16 protein-coding genes are annotated in these 15,143 nt (G+C 43.9%); 10 read left to right on the forward strand and 6 right to left on the reverse strand.

Going from position 1 to position 15,143, the window contains the following annotated elements; genetic code table 11:
- The first annotated feature begins 630 nt into the window (after positions 1–630).
- The 3 genes from V7L01_RS08995 to V7L01_RS09005 all read left to right on the forward strand — a co-directional run bounded on the left by V7L01_RS08995 (position 631) and on the right by V7L01_RS09005 (position 4,490).
- Complete coding sequence (locus tag V7L01_RS08995; RefSeq protein ID WP_335033858.1) at positions 631–2,985, forward strand: ribonuclease R family protein; 2,355 nt, start codon at positions 631–633, stop codon at positions 2,983–2,985.
- Between the two features lie 17 nt (positions 2,986–3,002).
- Positions 3,003–3,623 carry a flavin prenyltransferase UbiX gene (locus tag V7L01_RS09000; RefSeq protein WP_335033860.1) on the forward strand — a complete coding sequence of 207 codons (621 nt, stop codon included), beginning with the start codon at positions 3,003–3,005 and terminating at the stop codon, positions 3,621–3,623.
- A gap of 165 nt (positions 3,624–3,788) precedes the next feature.
- On the forward strand, positions 3,789–4,490 hold the full coding sequence (locus tag V7L01_RS09005) for a LapA family protein (protein WP_335033862.1): 702 nt from the start codon (positions 3,789–3,791) through the stop codon (positions 4,488–4,490).
- Positions 4,491–4,508: 18 nt separating this feature from the next.
- Here V7L01_RS09005 and V7L01_RS09010 read toward each other — a convergent pair whose 3' ends face one another.
- Complete coding sequence (locus V7L01_RS09010) at positions 4,509–4,703, reverse strand: hypothetical protein (protein ID WP_335033864.1); 195 nt, start codon at positions 4,701–4,703, stop codon at positions 4,509–4,511.
- A 902-nt stretch (positions 4,704–5,605) separates the two neighbouring features.
- On the opposite strand from V7L01_RS09010, the gene V7L01_RS09015 reads away from it, so the two are divergent.
- Complete coding sequence (locus V7L01_RS09015) at positions 5,606–6,151, forward strand: shikimate kinase (protein WP_335034178.1); 546 nt, start codon at positions 5,606–5,608, stop codon at positions 6,149–6,151.
- Between the two features lie 11 nt (positions 6,152–6,162).
- On the opposite strand, the gene V7L01_RS09020 is transcribed toward V7L01_RS09015, so the two are convergent.
- Both V7L01_RS09020 and V7L01_RS09025 read right to left on the reverse strand, forming a co-directional pair.
- On the reverse strand, positions 6,163–6,786 hold the full coding sequence (locus V7L01_RS09020) for a Uma2 family endonuclease (RefSeq protein WP_335034181.1): 624 nt from the start codon (positions 6,784–6,786) through the stop codon (positions 6,163–6,165).
- 182 nt (positions 6,787–6,968) lie between these two features.
- Positions 6,969–7,448, reverse strand: a complete 480-nt coding sequence (locus V7L01_RS09025) for a pentapeptide repeat-containing protein (protein ID WP_335033866.1) — start codon at positions 7,446–7,448, stop codon at positions 6,969–6,971.
- A 127-nt stretch (positions 7,449–7,575) separates the two neighbouring features.
- On the opposite strand from V7L01_RS09025, the gene argB reads away from it, so the two are divergent.
- On the forward strand, positions 7,576–8,472 hold the full coding sequence (gene argB / locus V7L01_RS09030; protein WP_335033869.1) for an acetylglutamate kinase: 897 nt from the start codon (positions 7,576–7,578) through the stop codon (positions 8,470–8,472).
- A gap of 148 nt (positions 8,473–8,620) precedes the next feature.
- On the opposite strand, the gene V7L01_RS09035 is transcribed toward argB, so the two are convergent.
- On the reverse strand, positions 8,621–9,151 hold the full coding sequence (locus tag V7L01_RS09035) for a hypothetical protein (protein ID WP_335033870.1): 531 nt from the start codon (positions 9,149–9,151) through the stop codon (positions 8,621–8,623).
- A 169-nt stretch (positions 9,152–9,320) separates the two neighbouring features.
- On the opposite strand from V7L01_RS09035, the gene V7L01_RS09040 reads away from it, so the two are divergent.
- From V7L01_RS09040 to pyrE, 3 genes are all read left to right on the forward strand, one after another.
- Positions 9,321–9,869 carry a tetratricopeptide repeat protein gene (locus tag V7L01_RS09040; RefSeq protein WP_335033872.1) on the forward strand — a complete coding sequence of 183 codons (549 nt, stop codon included), beginning with the start codon at positions 9,321–9,323 and terminating at the stop codon, positions 9,867–9,869.
- A 213-nt stretch (positions 9,870–10,082) separates the two neighbouring features.
- Positions 10,083–10,991 (forward strand): DUF3153 domain-containing protein, encoded by a 909-nt coding sequence (locus V7L01_RS09045; protein ID WP_335033874.1) that lies wholly within the window; start codon positions 10,083–10,085, stop codon positions 10,989–10,991.
- Between the two features lie 82 nt (positions 10,992–11,073).
- Positions 11,074–11,607: an orotate phosphoribosyltransferase gene (gene pyrE / locus V7L01_RS09050; RefSeq protein ID WP_229465813.1), complete on the forward strand. Its 534-nt coding sequence runs from the start codon at positions 11,074–11,076 to the stop codon at positions 11,605–11,607.
- A gap of 73 nt (positions 11,608–11,680) precedes the next feature.
- On the opposite strand, the gene V7L01_RS09055 is transcribed toward pyrE, so the two are convergent.
- Entirely contained in the window at positions 11,681–12,034 is a 354-nt protein-coding gene (locus V7L01_RS09055; RefSeq protein WP_335033877.1) for a winged helix-turn-helix transcriptional regulator, read from the reverse strand.
- 147 nt (positions 12,035–12,181) lie between these two features.
- Between V7L01_RS09055 and V7L01_RS09060 the strand changes: the two genes are divergently transcribed.
- Complete coding sequence (locus V7L01_RS09060; protein WP_335033879.1) at positions 12,182–12,796, forward strand: FMN-dependent NADH-azoreductase; 615 nt, start codon at positions 12,182–12,184, stop codon at positions 12,794–12,796.
- 132 nt (positions 12,797–12,928) lie between these two features.
- Here V7L01_RS09060 and pdxH read toward each other — a convergent pair whose 3' ends face one another.
- Complete coding sequence (gene pdxH / locus V7L01_RS09065; RefSeq protein ID WP_335033881.1) at positions 12,929–13,573, reverse strand: pyridoxamine 5'-phosphate oxidase; 645 nt, start codon at positions 13,571–13,573, stop codon at positions 12,929–12,931.
- 127 nt (positions 13,574–13,700) lie between these two features.
- Here pdxH and V7L01_RS09070 point away from each other — a divergent pair, with 127 nt between their 5' ends.
- A complete protein-coding gene (locus V7L01_RS09070; protein ID WP_335033883.1) occupies positions 13,701–14,789 on the forward strand; it encodes an AI-2E family transporter in 1,089 nt (362 codons plus the stop codon).
- Positions 14,790–15,143: the final 354 nt, after the last annotated feature.

Here is a 15,143-nt window from a genome sequence, read left to right on the forward strand (position 1 = left end):
TTTTCTGGAAGTGCGCTCTAAATCTACAATAATGGAGATAAGGTTCGCCCTCACTGCTTATTAACCTGCTCACCTAATTGTTACCGATTCTACATGTGGGAAAATTGGGTTCATCGGCAGTTTTGCCTAGTTAAAAATCAGAGTCTAATGTCGTAAAATTACCTTCACTCTAGACAATCAAACACCTGTAGTTTCCACGCCACTTGCTCCACTTGGGGAAAGCCCAAGATGGCAGTGGCTCCCCTGCATAGCGCTTTTGGGCAGTATGGATTCTCTAAACCCAGCTTCTCAAAAACCCGTCGCGTAATTACCTAGCGGGGCTAAATCCTAATCAGGCGTGTAATCTTATAGTTTGGTTAGGTGAAGAGACTTGAACGCAGGCGAACTCTGAGAGGCATCGTGCAGTGAGAAGTTCGTAGACGCCCAGAGCTGTCCGTGGGTCGGCTTCCTTTGCTCGGAACTGCGGGAGTAGTTTTCTGCTCTTGTTGGGTCGGCTTCCTTTCCTTGGAACTTGGGAAGCCTTGTCTCAGGGCAATTCGTTTCCAGCTTGTTTCTGTAAGCCGTGAGGGTATACAGAAAAGAACCAGATTAAACAAAAAATGATGTTTTGACCAAAGGTCGGTTCACTGCATGGAATTTTCAATCGCTACACTCCTTGCCAATTTCACCGATGATAAATTGGTAGCTCGGAAGGTTTTAGAAAAGAAACTTGGCTGTGAAGATGAAAAAAGTTTACAAAAACTTCACATTGCCTTAGATGTTCTCGAAAAAATCGGTATTTTAGTGAAAGAACGGGGCAAGTACCGCCGTGTCTCAGAAGAGGGAATCATCGAGGCAAAACTCCGTTGTTCTAGTAAAGGTTTTTGCTTTGCTATTCAAGATGTGGAAGGAGCTGAGGATATTTACATCCGCGAAAGTCATCTGAGTAATGCTTGGAATGGCGATCGCGTTTTGGTTAGAGTTCTCAAAGAAGGCAGTCGCCGTCGCTCTCCCGAAGGTGAGGTAAAGCTAATTCTAGAACGTTCCAACCACACGTTACTGGCACGAATTAAGCAGGTGGAAGCTGGTTTCCGGGCTGTGCCTTTAGACGATCGATTGCTGTTTGAACTGAAGATTCAACCTAACGGGGCGAAGTTGGAAGAAGCGATCGATCATCTTGTTCATGTGGAAGTCTTGCGTTACCCGCTAGCACAATATCCTCCCCTTGGTCGAGTGGTGCAAGTCCTCGGTAGCGATGCCGAAGCTGCTGCTGATATAGATTTAGTTACGTGCAAACACGACCTTTCCCGGACTTTTCCAGATAATGTCCTAGAAGCAGCCGCCAAGTTGCCCAAAAAGCTGCTCAAAGCAGACCTGAAAAATCGGCTGGATTTACGTAATTTGTTTACTCTCACCATTGAAGGGGTAAATGGCGATACCAAAGTTATAGAAAACGCTTTTAGTTTAGAAAAAAACTTAGCCGGAAATTGGCTTTTGGGCGTTCATATCACCGATGTTTCTCACTATGTCCAACCTGACGAAGCCCTAGATAGAGAAGCACTCAAACGGGGCAAATCAGTGTATCTGGGAGAATTAGTACTGCCAATTTTGCCCCCAGTTGTGGTAGAACGCTGTTCTTTAATACCTGGGAGCGATCGCTTAACCATCTCTTTTTTAATTACCATCGATCCCCAATCTGGGCAAGTGTTGGAATGGGAAATTCAACCCAGTGTAATCAACGTCGAGACTGCACTAACTACTGAACAAGCCCAAGCAATTCTCACAGGTGAAGCTCAAGATAAATCATCGCAGGTTTCCCAAATACTGCAAGACCTCCAAGCCTTGCAAACAGCTGTGAAACAAGTAAGGTTGACTCGTGGTAGCCTCCAGTTAAATCTGCCGCCCAGTCAAAACGCCTACTATGATGAGGGGATTCTCGGCGCTGTGGTGGTGAATGATTTACCAGTGCGATCGCTACTCACGGAGTTGGTACTGTTAGTTAATCAACTGGTAGCGACTCATTTAAATGCCCTTGGTGTTCCTGCTATTTGGCGAGTCCAAGGTACGCCCGATGTTGAAGATGTCCAAGAAATGCTGAAATTGGCTGTCAATTTAGGCGTTGACCTCACCCTAGATCCAGAAGTAGATATCCAACCCTTAGATTATCAACATTTGACCACAGCTTTTGCGGAATCTCCCTCCGAGCAAGTTCTTACTTACTTGTTGCAAGACACCCTCAAGCCGTCGGCGTACAGCACCACCAAAGGATCTCACTTTGGTCTGGCACTACCGCAATATGTCCACTTTAGCGCTCCCTTGCGGCGTTACCCAGATTTGCTGATGCAAAGAGTGTATTACGCGCTACTCGAAAACGGACGCGATCGCCGCAATACCCGTGTGAGAGAACGCGTTAACCTGCGCCACTCCTCCAGCCACTCGGAAATTAACTGGAACGTTTTACCCCCAGAATTGCAACAAGAACTCCAAAGCGATTTAACTAGGGTAATTGTCCAAATCAACGACCGAGAAAAAGAAGTTCAAGAAGCTGAAGCCGATTTAGCCGGACTGCAAAAAGCCCAACTGATGAAGCAACGCATCGGTCAGGTATTTCAAGGCGTGATTACCGGGGTTCAATCCTACGGTTTCTTTGTGGAAATTGAAGTACCCGCGGCTGAGGTGGAGTCCAGCAGTAATCCTGGTGTGCCTTTAAGGGTAGAAGGATTGGTACACGTCAGTTCTCTCAAAGACGATTGGTATGAATATCGCGCCAGACAACAAGCACTGTTTGGTCGCAAAAATCGAGCTTCTTATAGACTAGGCGATCGCGTCGCCGTGCAAGTTAAAAGTGTCGATTACTACCGTCAGCAAATTGATTTGGTCACTGTCGGCAGCGATGGTCTAGCCAAAGGTTTAACTGGCAATGATTCTAATGAGGAGCTTTCAGACCTCTACTTACCAAATGACATGGAGCCTGACGATTTAGACTCTTACTCTGAGGACGAGTAAAATACACTAAAACTTACGTGTCAAATAACACTAAGCCTTTAATTTTAGGCGTATCGGGCGCATCTGGTCTGATTTACGCTGTTCGCGCGATCAAATTTTTACTAGAAGCGGAGTATAGTATTGAATTGGTTGCCTCTAAATCAACTTACATGGTTTGGCAATCAGAACAGGAAATTCGGATGCCATCAGAACCAACCGCGCAAGAACAATTCTGGCGAGAGCAAGCTGGAGTTGAAGTTTCGGGTAAACTCCGCTGCCATCCTTGGAGTGATGTTGGAGCCGGGATTGCCAGTGGTTCCTTTGCCACTCTAGGGATGATCGTCATTCCATGCAGCATGAGCACAGTGGCAAAGCTAGCGGTTGGCTTGAGTTCCGATTTACTAGAACGGGCGGCGGATGTCCAACTCAAAGAAGGGCGAAAGCTGGTGATTGTCCCCCGCGAAACCCCTTTTAGCCTAATTCATCTCCGTAACTTAACCTCTTTAGCAGAAGTTGGAGTTAGAATTGTCCCCGCTATTCCCGCCTGGTATCACAATCCCCAAACCATTGAGGATTTAGTTGATTTTGTAGTTGCCCGTGCTTTAGATCAACTAGATATTGACTGCATCCCAATTCAGCGGTGGCAAGGTCGTCGCTAACTCCCTCAGCGGATTTATCGTAAATCCACAATAGTCCGAAAAGGGTAATGATAGAGATGGCTGATAGTGTCAGTAGTCAGCGAACAGTAATTAGTAAAGAGTAATCAGACTGACCACTGACCACTGACCACTGACAACTGACCACTGACAACTGACAAAATTGCTATGGCTGTAATTCGCTTAATTCTATTGGTGGCGGTATTAGGAGGACTAACGCTGTTGTTAGTCCAAAATTGGTCACCTACCCTATCGCTAGTATTTTTGGGCGTGCGAACTCAACCATTACCACTAGCGATATGGATTTTGTTCAGTACTGCCACTGGTGCTTTCACGTCTATATTGATTGCCACCTTGTTTAACTTATCCAATTATTTTGTGGGAGGACAACGCCAAAGTCCTGACCGCCGAAGCGCAACTTCGCCTCGTGCGAAGGCAACCCAAAGAGAAGAACCTACATCTCGCCCTGCCAGTTCTCCACCACCAGCTAGTAGAAAAGAAGAGCCTAGCGGTGATGTATTTGATGATTGGGAGACAAATAGCAGTAGAGATGATGATTGGAACTTTGATGAAAAGTCAGAGGAAGCGCCAAGCCCTAATCCTCAAGCTCAACAGTCTAGAGACTCAACAACTTACGAACGTCAATCAGAAGCGAAAAGTACTTCTAAGTCTGGTTCAGTTTACTCCTACAGCTACCGCGAGCCAAAAAATACGGCTGCGGGAAAAACTGAATCAATTTACGATGCTGATTACCGCGTAATCATCCCCCCTTATCAGCCGCCGACTACCAATCAAGCAGATGATGATGATTGGGATTTTTTTGATGATGACGATGATTTTGAGGATGATGATAAACGCCCCCGTCGGTGAGATGTAGCAGGTTAGTCTCTACTTGATGCCACACTGCTCTCTAGACTCCTGCTTCACCTTACCCGTCATGGCAGCTTCCTGCAAAGTCATGAAAGCATTAAAATCTTCCAAGTCATACCGGGTAGCCAACAGTTGTCGTAGTTGATTTTCAGCTTCCACTGTCAAATAGCCAGTTGCTAAAGCTTTTTGTACAACGTCACGAATTCGAGTCATAGTTGACACCTCATTCATAATATATTTATTCATTCAGGCTTATTGGGGTGAAATATGCAGTAGTCTTTGTGCCGAAACTTCAACTTTGCAAGGTTTTTTTTGGCGATCGCGGTACATAAGTCTTCATTTACACCTTTATCACAAACATTTAATTGAGCAGGGCTTGTTATAACTGAACTTTTAGAATAACTACGTTGTGCTATTAAAAACACAGTAATGTGTATACTTAAAATTACCCACCAGAGTAAAAATCCTGATTATTTAAATAGACAGGAATTGTGTGGATAAAGTTTCAAACAAGCTATGTTAATTTTTTCGTTAAGCATAGTGATTATTATGCAGCAACTACCAAGTTAATTGAGGAAAGTTACTACATTTGTGAGAATTTCATCGTTTATTATTTATGGTAATTTCACAGAAGAATCGTTAATCTATTGCAGAAGTTACTTTAAATACATTCATAACAGTAATAACAACAGTTGATTAAACTCAAATAGAAGATTAATTTGTAGAATTTAAAAACAATTGCGAGTTAGAAAAGTTATACGTAAATCTGATATCAGCACAGGTAAAAGCCTTATCATCCATTGAAAATAAATTATTCAGAGGTTCACTTTACGGTTCTAGTTCTGCGGAAATTGCTAATGAAGTTTACCCAAGCCGTAGTAACACTACTATTAGAGTTTATCTTTGAATAAATGCTGAGTAACTAGGCAGAATACTTAGTCAAAATAAAAAACTGGAGTTGTATGACTCGTTTGCGAGAAAAAGCAGAATCAAAATTCTCAGATGATTGCCGATCGCTTTTTTAGTACATCACTTGAATACGCAGGTATGAGTTGAGTTTATAATTGTAAACTGTGACTCAGCACTCAGAACTCATAATTGGAGCGAAGCAACTGGTGAGCAGCTTATTACAAGGAGTCAACCTGTACTTAATTGGGATAATGGGCGTTGGTAAGACGACAGTAGGGCGCTTACTGGCAAAGGAACTGGGTTATGGGTTTGTGGATACCGATGATATTATTGCCCAAGCAACAGGTAAATCTATTAATCAGTTATTTGCACAAGTTGGTGAAGCAGGGTTTCGCCAGTTAGAAAGCGACGTGCTTTCACAAGTTTGTGCTTTTACAAAGTTGACTATCGCAACCGGTGGAGGCATTGTACTGCGGCGAGAAAATTGGGGTTACCTGCACCACGGTTTGATAGTCTGGCTAGATGCACCAGTGGAGATAATTTACAGCCGTTTAGCTCAGGATACCACTAGACCACTGCTGCAAGATGTCGATCCCAAAGGTAAATTGCGATCGCTCCTCGAACAACGAACACCACTTTACTCTCAAGCCGATTTGCACATCACCGAGCGAGAGGGAGAAATGCCTGAAGACGTTGCCAAGCGAATACTTGAGGCAATTCCTAGCGTTCTCAAAACACAAGTTTCTCATTAAGAAAACTCAAGTTACCAAATTTTGCCCATCCGTAGGATAAATCCTGGTAATTCTGGATTACCGATAACTGCTTCGGGATTATCCAAAATTTCAACTTCTCGATTCGGACGGTAAATGTAGACTTTTCGATTCTGCCGATCGATTAACCAGCCTATTGATGCACCGTTATCGATGTACTCCTGCATTTTCTCTTGTAATTTTATCAAGCGATGTCTACGACGGGCTACGCCTACGCTAGAGGAACGTAGTTCAATTACAAAATCAGGACAAATTGGTGCAAAAGAAGCTTTTTGTGAATCTGTTAAAGCATTCCAGCGCTCCAGTTCAATCCAAGAAGCATCAGGGGAACGCATTGCTCCATTGGGTAGCGTAAAACCTGTACTGGAGTCAAAGCCTATACCAGTGCCATCTTGTTCAGTCCAATACCCAAGCTGTGCAGCAATGTTAAAGTTACGGTTGCCCGTATCTAAAAAAGCTGGTGGCATGATGATGACTTCCCCATTAGCAGTACGCTCAATTCGCAAATCTCCATTAGCTTGGCAGAATTCATAGAACTGCTCATTTGTCATCTGCACAAGGGAGGGGAAATTTACCGTTAGGGGTGTGCTTTCAGTTTGAATTAGCAGCGTGGTCATTTTCATTCCCTAGCTTCAGCCGAATGATTTCAATTCTAGAGGTTTGAAGGAGCGATCGCCTAATACCTGTTATGTTTGCAACGCGAGGTTTGAGTCGATAATAAAGGTATTGAATCGGCGAACTGGTTGCCGACAGTTTTCCTAAAATGGTACTGTGATCCCACACAGAAACGGAGAATTGTTTACCCTTCAACCCAATCTGGGCCAACAAAAATCCTACCACTGGGCATAATAGTATTGTGGTAGAAAGCCCTATGAGCATGACCAAAGGAACCAATAGTTCCTCGGAGGTTAGCATTTTCCAAGTTAGCATCAACTACCGAAGCCTTGGCAACCTTAGCACCCTCTAGATTGGCACCACTCAAGTTAGCTCCATCTAAGAAGGCGTAACTCAGATTAGCGCCCTCGATATTGGCATAACTTAGGTTAACCCCCAACAATTTAGCACCAGTCAAGTTAGCTCCAGCCAAGTTGATTCCGCTCAAATTAGGATCATCCAAGGAAATATCAACAAACTCTTTTTCTCCAGCAGCAATGCGTTTGAGCAATTCTTCAGTACTTGTATTGGGTGTGAAGAATCTATTGAGAAATTCAATATCTCCAGTATCAAAACGTCGGTTTAGTTCTCTTCTTTCTTCCGCTCTTCTTGTGTCTTCATCCATCGCTCAGAAATTGTATTCATTCAATACCAGTACAAACATACTCAACTTTGGCATCAGAGATTGTGACGAGTTACAAAGTCTTCTACACTGACTGAAATAGGTTTTAACTCTCTCTGTTAGGCTCCTCATGACGGTCAACGATTCTGAATACATCAGGCAAGATGAAGCCACTCGTGTGCGTGTTCTAAGCGAAGCACTACCTTATATTCAACAATTCGCCGGTCGCACTGTTGTTGTCAAATATGGTGGCGCAGCGATGAAAGATAGCACACTCAAAGACAAAGTTATCCGCGACATTGTATTCTTATCCTGCGTGGGCTTGCGTCCAATTGTAGTCCACGGCGGTGGCCCAGAAATTAACAGTTGGTTAGATAAGCTGGGCATCGAACCACAATTTAAAAATGGTCTGCGAGTCACTGATAGCGCCACAATGGATGTGGTGGAAATGGTTTTAGTTGGTCGAGTTAACAAAGAAATTGTCGCGCTAATTAACCAAGCTGGTGGATTGGCTGTAGGACTTTGCGGTAAAGACGGTAATCTATTTACAGCTCGTCCCCAAGGTCAAGAAGGCATCGGCTTTGTAGGGGAAGTCAGCAACGTTAATATCAAGATTTTGGACACCCTCGCTAGCAATGGCTATATTCCGGTAGTGTCCAGCGTTGCCGCAGACGAAACAGGGCAAGCTTATAACATTAACGCCGATACTGTAGCTGGAGAAATTGCCGCAGCATTAGGAGCAGAAAAATTAATTTTACTAACTGACACCAGTGGAATTTTAAAAGATTACAAAGACCAATCTACTTTGATTCCGAAAGTAGATATTCGCGAAGCCCGCGAGTTAATTGCTAATGGTATAGTCAGCGGTGGGATGATTCCTAAAGTTAGTTGTTGTGTGCGATCGCTTGCTCAAGGAGTCCGTGCAGCACACATCATCGATGGTCGCATTCCCCACGCCCTGTTACTAGAAATCTTTACAGATGTTGGGATCGGGACAATGATTCTCGGTTCGCAGTTTACTTTATAGAGCAAAAGAGGCAGGGGGAGTAGGGGAGGTGAATATTAAAGACTCGTCCACGAGTAAAAAACGAATTTTAATTTACACCAAATTACAGTTACAAATTATTTTCCCCTGCCCCCTGCCCCCTGCTCCCCTGCCTCCTGCCTCCTGCCTCCTAACGCGGATAGGTAATGAAAACACGCGATCGCCCACCGCTAAATGGTGTACGACGCCATGAATTATTTATAATCACCGGATTAACTACGGTTGAGTCCCGAATTGTCGGATTAATCAAAGTTGGATTAATCAGCGTGGAATTTCTCACGTTATGCCTGAACTGGGGATAGGAATAATCGCGGTAATAATTGCGTTGTGGTATTAGTCCTGTTGTTGGGTCTACAGGCATAGGTGTGGGAATCGGACTACCATAAATAAAGGAACCCACAGAAGGCGATGTCTGACGACAAGCTGCAAAGCAGCTACGCCTGACTCCATAACCAGGTGTGGGAATCGGATTACCATAAATGAAGGAACCTACAGAAGGCGATGTCTGACGACAAGCTGCAAAGCAGCTACGCCTGACTCCATAACTACCATCAATCACGATTACACGCTGGGCGGAAGCTGGAGCAATGGTTACACCCATCACAGCTAAAGTCATGCCTGCTAAGAGCCAATTAAGTTGCGAATGTTTGATTTTCAACATATTTTGCTCACCTGCATTCGATACCGGAATTTTTAATCAAAAAATAGTCGCACCTACTTAGTTAAAATTTTAGAAGTTTATTTAGTTTCAGATTGCCAGCTTCTGAAAAGATTCCAAAAAGATTGTTGGCATTGGCAAAATTAAAAAAGTGCTGATTTGTGTATAAGCCGTGAGTGTAGAAAGTTTAGAAATTGCTAAAACCCGCTACCAGGCTGGGAAAGTTGCCTTTGAAAATGGGCAATACCGCGAAGCCGTAGAAAATTTAGAAAAGGCCAGCGCCCTGTTAGCCCCTAATTCTCGCCTTGGGGGCGAAGTAGAAATTCATCTAGTGACAGCTTATGAAGCGGCTGGACGCACGGATGATGCGATCGCTCTTTGCGAAAGGCTCAAACGCCATGCCCATTTTGAAATCAGCAAACAAGCGCGACAGATGCTTTACATCTTAAAAGCGCCAAAGCTGAAAAGACCCAGCGAATGGATGACCCAAATTCCCGATTTGGGCGCACTACCCGATAATGAACTCAAAATTTCTGTACCTGCCAAGTCTACTAAATCTTCTGTGCAGCAGAAGCCTAAACCTGCCGAGCCAGAATTCGTTGACCTCAGTCAGGTCAATACCAGAGATAATCGCTTTATCTGGGTGGCGCTAATTGCCATTGGTTTAACCATCTCGTATTTGGTTTGGTTGAATTTTTCCGGAACCCCTGGCCAATCCTAACAGGAGGATATTTCCATGCTGGGGTTCTTTCTTACCCTTGGAGAACGTCCGTCACTCAGCAATATAGTTCAGATAAGATCCCCCCGCCTGCGGCGACCCGCTTCTTAAGGTTGGGGGGATCTTCGAGAGATAAAGCAAGTTAACCGAACCGTATTGCGCCACCCAGTAGTAGAAGTCAAGATTAGTTAAAAAGTTTGACTTGTTGGGAGATTTATGGTATTAAATTCTTCAATTTTCGGAAAGATTTTCTTTTGGTTAATCAGACCATTTAGTTTTGTGTTGACAAAAATAAAATTTCTCTCACCACTGAATGGTCGAAATCGAATGAACCGCGTCTTTCCCATCCGAAATCCTATTTTGTGGCTAGTGGTGTTAACATCCCTGCTACTATCTGGCTGTGTTAAGTACGATGTGGGGCTTAACTTTGACAATTCAAATAGTGGCGAACTAGTACAGCATATAAAGTTGGGAGAGCGGCTAACCAGTTTTAGTGGCGATTCTGTGTATGAATGGTTAAACAGCATAGAACGCCGCGCCCGTCAACTTGAGGGTAAAACACAGCGAGTTTCCCAAGAAGAAATCATCGTCACAATTCCTTTTAGCAGTGGTAGGGAATTGCAAGAGAAGTTCAACGAATTCTTTAACTCCCATACGAATCAACCCTCTGAGTCAGTGCAGGGTAAATCTGATTCAGAACTGCCGAAAATTGAATCAAACGTCCTCTTGGAGCAGAACAATTTTTTACTTATAGTCCGAAATCGGTTGATTTATGATTTGGATTTGCGATCGCTATCCTTAATTGCCAGCAAAGGTAACGTCTTGGCTAATGCTGGTTCAATTCTCGACTTGGAATTTAGCTTAAAAACTCCTTGGGGAGCCAAAAATATTCAACTGACTGAAACTGCGATCGCGCCAGAAAAAAATGGCAATCGATTAGTGTGGAAACTCCAGCCTGGTGAGCTAAACCACATAGAAACCGTTTTCTGGCTTCCCAGTCCCCTTGGTATTGGTGCGTTGTTAATTATCCTGTTTGTCTGGGGAGGATTCTACTTGAGATACAATTTCATGCCAGATCCCAGAATTCAGTTTCCTGCCAAAGCAGCCACCGCTCAAGAACAGTAGAATATTCATCTGTTGAATATTGTCAGTTAAGCCGATGGAGAATGCATCGGCTTTTTTACGCTTCCTCCAGCTTTTTGTAAAAATGAGTCAAAGTGAATTAGCCAAAGAAATTGTTCGTGTTTCTTACTTGAAAGGCGAGTTTAGGTTACGTTCTGGTCAGGTATCTTCCCATTACTTTGATAAATACCAGTTTGAATCTAATCCTTTGTTACTGAAACGGTTAGCTAAAGAAATGGTAAAAAAGATTCCACCAAGCACGGAAATTTTAGCAGGGCTGGAATTAGGGGGAGTTCCTTTGGCAACAGCAATCTCATTAGAAGTTGGATTACCAGTTGTCTTTGTTCGGAAGACAAAAAAAGAATATGGGACTGAGAAGATAGCAGAAGGGATTAATATTCAAGGGAAAAATTTGTGTATCATTGAAGACGTTATTACAACAGGTGGGCAGGTTGTAAAAAGTACGGAAGCGCTGCGTAATGCAGGAGCGATCGTGGACTTCGTAATTTGCGTAATCTGGCGCGGAAGTACACAAGACAACAGCCTCGAAAAAGCTGCTATTCAAAAACTTCCTCTGTTTGACATGGAAGAACTTTCGGTGTGGATGGAACTGTCTTGAAGCCCACAGTCACAATATTTTTGAACAACCCTAAAAATACTTAGCTTTGAGATGAGACTTGTAAAATTTAGATTTAAACATTAGTGTTGCTATGTTCCTGTTGTTCGCTGCCATACCAACGTTCAGCAAGTGCATTAAGTTGATGAAGCACATCAATGAGTTCCTGACCACGTTCTGTGAGACCGTAAGTTACTTGAGGTGGAATACTTGGTTCATACTGGCGATAAATAATTTCTGCTGCCTCAAGCATCCTCAGTCTTTCTGTTAAAACTTTGGTTGAGATGCCCTCGACTAGATGCTTCAATGCACCAAAGCGACTAGGGCCACTATTACACAACACCCACAGTATATACATTGTCCAGGGCCCTGATAGTAAGGACATCAGAATACTGACAGGGCAAGCATCAGGATTTTTAGAGACAGACATCGATAATTTAGCTAAGATTGTGCGACAGTTACTTTATGGTAACTACTTTACTTTAGTAACTAGTTACTTTTAGTATCTGATGTAATGCTTTGAAATTTAGACTCAAAAAAGTAAAAGCAGAAATCTTAGCTAATCAGGAGATATTTGGTGGTCAACATTCTACATATTGATTCCAGCCCCCGTGGTGAACGATCGCACTCCAGAGAACTATCTAAGGAATTCGTCAGTGGTTGGAGGGCAGCGCATCCTGAAGACGCGATCGCCTATCGAGATTTAGGGCATTACCCAGTTCCTCACGTTAATGAAGCTTGGATTGCGGCGGCATTTTCACCACCAGAAACCCATACCCCAGAATTAACTGAGGCACTTAGGATTTCTGACGAGTTAGTAGATGAGTTTTTGGCAGCCGATCGCTACGTCTTTGGCGTGCCAATGTACAACTTCAATATACCTTCCACCTTTAAGGCTTACATCGACCAAATTGTTCGCATCAATCGGACTGTTGCAATAGAAGCTGAAGGCTTTAAAGGGTTAGTCAAGGGTAAAAAGGCGGTTATCATCACAGCTCGCGGCGGTGACTTTAGCGCAACATCCCCTTTTATTGCCTATGACTTCCAAGAACCCTACCTGCGGACGATTTTCGGCTTTATTGGGCTTACAGATATTCAATTTATTAACGCTAACAGCCTGAACGGTGATGCCCGTACCCAATCTCTATCAGAAGCACAGGCAGCAATTCAAGATGCGATCGCCCAGTGGTAATGTATTGACATTTAACAGATGTTCTGATTTGGGTATTGGGCATGAGGGCAGCGAGCCGAGAGTAAAGAGCTAATTTTTATTCTCCCCCTGCCTCCCCTGCCTCCCCTGCTCCCCTGCCCCCCTGCCCCCTCTTCACGGTGACAACCGCTGAATATTCCAAGTGCTATTATCTAAACGGCTATAGAGCAAGCGATCGTGCAGGCGGCTAGGGCGTCCTTGCCAAAACTCAATTTCTGTGGGGATCACTCGTAAACCTCCCCAATGAGGCGGTCGAGGAATCTCCTCATTTTCATATTTGCTTTTAAACTCCTGCAAGCGTCGCTCAAGAACTTCTCGGCTTTGTATCACCTCGCTTTGATTAGATACCCACGCACCCAGGCGACTGTTGGCAGGGCGACTGTGAAAATATTGGTCGGACTCAGTTTCGGAAACTTTCTCCACATACCCCGTAATTCGGACTTGACGCTCCAGTTCTGCCCACCAGAAGACTAAAGCCGCCTGGGGATTTTCTGCTAGTTCTTGTCCTTTGTGACTGTTGTAGTTGGTGAATAAGACAAAGCCCCGTTCATCAAAATCTTTGAGTAACACCATTCTGGCTGAGGGCTTACCGTCTGGTGTAGCAGTGGCAATGGTCATGGCATTGGGTTCAGGAAGTTGTGCTGCTAGTGCCTGATCGAACCATTTTTTAAATTGAATAAAAGGATTGAGGTCTACCTCTAGTTCGCTCAAACCTTCCAAGGTGTAGTCCTTACGAAGGTCAGCTACAGTTTTGTCCATTTTGATTTAGTTCCTTGCTATCAGATACGCTTATACATGTCTTTGTTAAAAATATCTATGATGATGATTGGTGGCATCAAGAATTTTACAAATTCTTTTAAGAAATATCTAAAATAAGTTGCATAAAATGCGCCGTTCGGCCTCCCTTCAACGTTTGTTAATTTATGGTCTGAGCGGTCCAATTATCGCTCTCAATGTCTGGCTGCTGTCTGTGCTTTTTCGCTATTTTCAGCATCCCATTACCGTCTTGAGCATTGCGGCAATTCTGGCTTTTCTCCTAAATTACCCGGTTAAGTTCTTTGAACGTGCTCGGATCACACGCACTCAGGCGGTGATTATAGTTTTACTTGCAACGTTAACCCTGCTTGGGATTCTAGGCGTTACCTTAGTGCCATTGATCATTGACCAAACAATCCAACTGTTAAATAAGATTCCTGATTGGTTAACCGCCAGTCAAGCAAACCTAAAGCAGTTTGAAATGCTGGCAAAACAACGACGTTTGCCAATTGATGTGAGTATTGTAAGCAGTCAAATCAATGCCAACATTCAGAATGTGGTGCAACAGCTAGCTTCTGGTGCAGTCGGTTTTGCTGGCACACTCCTGTCAGGATTACTTGACATAGTGCTAGTTATCGTGCTTGCATTTTATATGCTTTTATATGGCGATCGCGTCTGGTATGGTCTGATCAATCTTTTGCCCTCTAATATTGGAGATCCCCTCACCGCATCCTTACGCCTAAATTTCCAGAACTTCTTTCTTAGCCAGTTGTTGCTAGGACTATTCATGATGCTAACCCTCACGCCAATTTTCTTGGTAATGAAGGTTCCCTTTGCCCTGTTGTTTGCCATATTAATTGGGATTTCAGAACTTATTCCCTTTATCGGGGCGTCTCTAGGCATTGGTCTGGTAACAATTTTAGTACTGCTGCAAAATTGGTGGTTGGCAGTTCAAGTTGCCATAGCGGCAATTCTCATGCAGCAGGTTAAAGATAACCTGTTAGCTCCCAGGTTACTCGGCAACTTTATCGGACTGAATCCTATCTGGATTTTTGTAGCTATTTTGATGGGATTTGAAATTGCTGGATTGTTGGGGACGCTTGTTGCTGTTCCCATTGCTGGTACTATTAAAGGCACTTTCGATGCGATCAAGAGCGGTAAGCCGAGTGACTTTGTATCAAAAACTGTCACTATTGCTCATGACCCGCCCCCAGATTGAGACGGTAGGGGAGTAGGGGGAGCAGGGGAGGCAGGGGGAGAATAAAAAATTAGCTCTTTCCTCTCTGCTCCCTGCCCCCTGCCCCTCTGCCTCCTCTTCCCAATGCCCAAGGTCAAAAGTTGCACAATCCGATCTCACAATTCACAATGGTGATTGATTACAAATTTGGGGGGATACTGCCCAATACGGTTCGGTTAAGGGAAGAGACGCGATAAATCGCCGTCTCTACAAAGGACTGATTATTGTAAAGACGGCGATTTATCGCGTCTTTGCGATCTATAACTTTTATCAAAAAACCTTATCCGAACCGTATTGGGATACTGCCAACAGGCAACTCCTGAATAAAAAGCGCAA

It is taken from the genome of Nostoc sp. (assembly GCF_036917095.1).
In the GTDB taxonomy this organism is placed as follows: Bacteria; Cyanobacteriota; Cyanobacteriia; order Cyanobacteriales; family Nostocaceae; genus Nostoc.

Excerpts from the sequence above, each read along its gene's own strand:
- V7L01_RS08995 (WP_335033858.1), top strand. The coding sequence starts at position 631 with ATGGAATTTTCAATCGCTACACTCCTTGCCAATTTCACCGATGATAAA.
- V7L01_RS09005 (WP_335033862.1), top strand. The coding sequence starts at position 3,789 with ATGGCTGTAATTCGCTTAATTCTATTGGTGGCGGTATTAGGAGGACTA.
- V7L01_RS09010 (WP_335033864.1), bottom strand. The coding sequence starts at position 4,703 with ATGACTCGAATTCGTGACGTTGTACAAAAAGCTTTAGCAACTGGCTAT.
- V7L01_RS09020 (WP_335034181.1), bottom strand. The coding sequence starts at position 6,786 with ATGACCACGCTGCTAATTCAAACTGAAAGCACACCCCTAACGGTAAAT.
- V7L01_RS09025 (WP_335033866.1), bottom strand. The coding sequence starts at position 7,448 with ATGGATGAAGACACAAGAAGAGCGGAAGAAAGAAGAGAACTAAACCGA.
- argB (WP_335033869.1), top strand. The coding sequence starts at position 7,576 with ATGACGGTCAACGATTCTGAATACATCAGGCAAGATGAAGCCACTCGT.
- V7L01_RS09035 (WP_335033870.1), bottom strand. The coding sequence starts at position 9,151 with ATGTTGAAAATCAAACATTCGCAACTTAATTGGCTCTTAGCAGGCATG.
- V7L01_RS09045 (WP_335033874.1), top strand. The coding sequence starts at position 10,083 with ATGGTATTAAATTCTTCAATTTTCGGAAAGATTTTCTTTTGGTTAATC.
- pyrE (WP_229465813.1), top strand. The coding sequence starts at position 11,074 with ATGAGTCAAAGTGAATTAGCCAAAGAAATTGTTCGTGTTTCTTACTTG.
- V7L01_RS09055 (WP_335033877.1), bottom strand. The coding sequence starts at position 12,034 with ATGTCTGTCTCTAAAAATCCTGATGCTTGCCCTGTCAGTATTCTGATG.
- pdxH (WP_335033881.1), bottom strand. The coding sequence starts at position 13,573 with ATGGACAAAACTGTAGCTGACCTTCGTAAGGACTACACCTTGGAAGGT.
- V7L01_RS09070 (WP_335033883.1), top strand. The coding sequence starts at position 13,701 with ATGCGCCGTTCGGCCTCCCTTCAACGTTTGTTAATTTATGGTCTGAGC.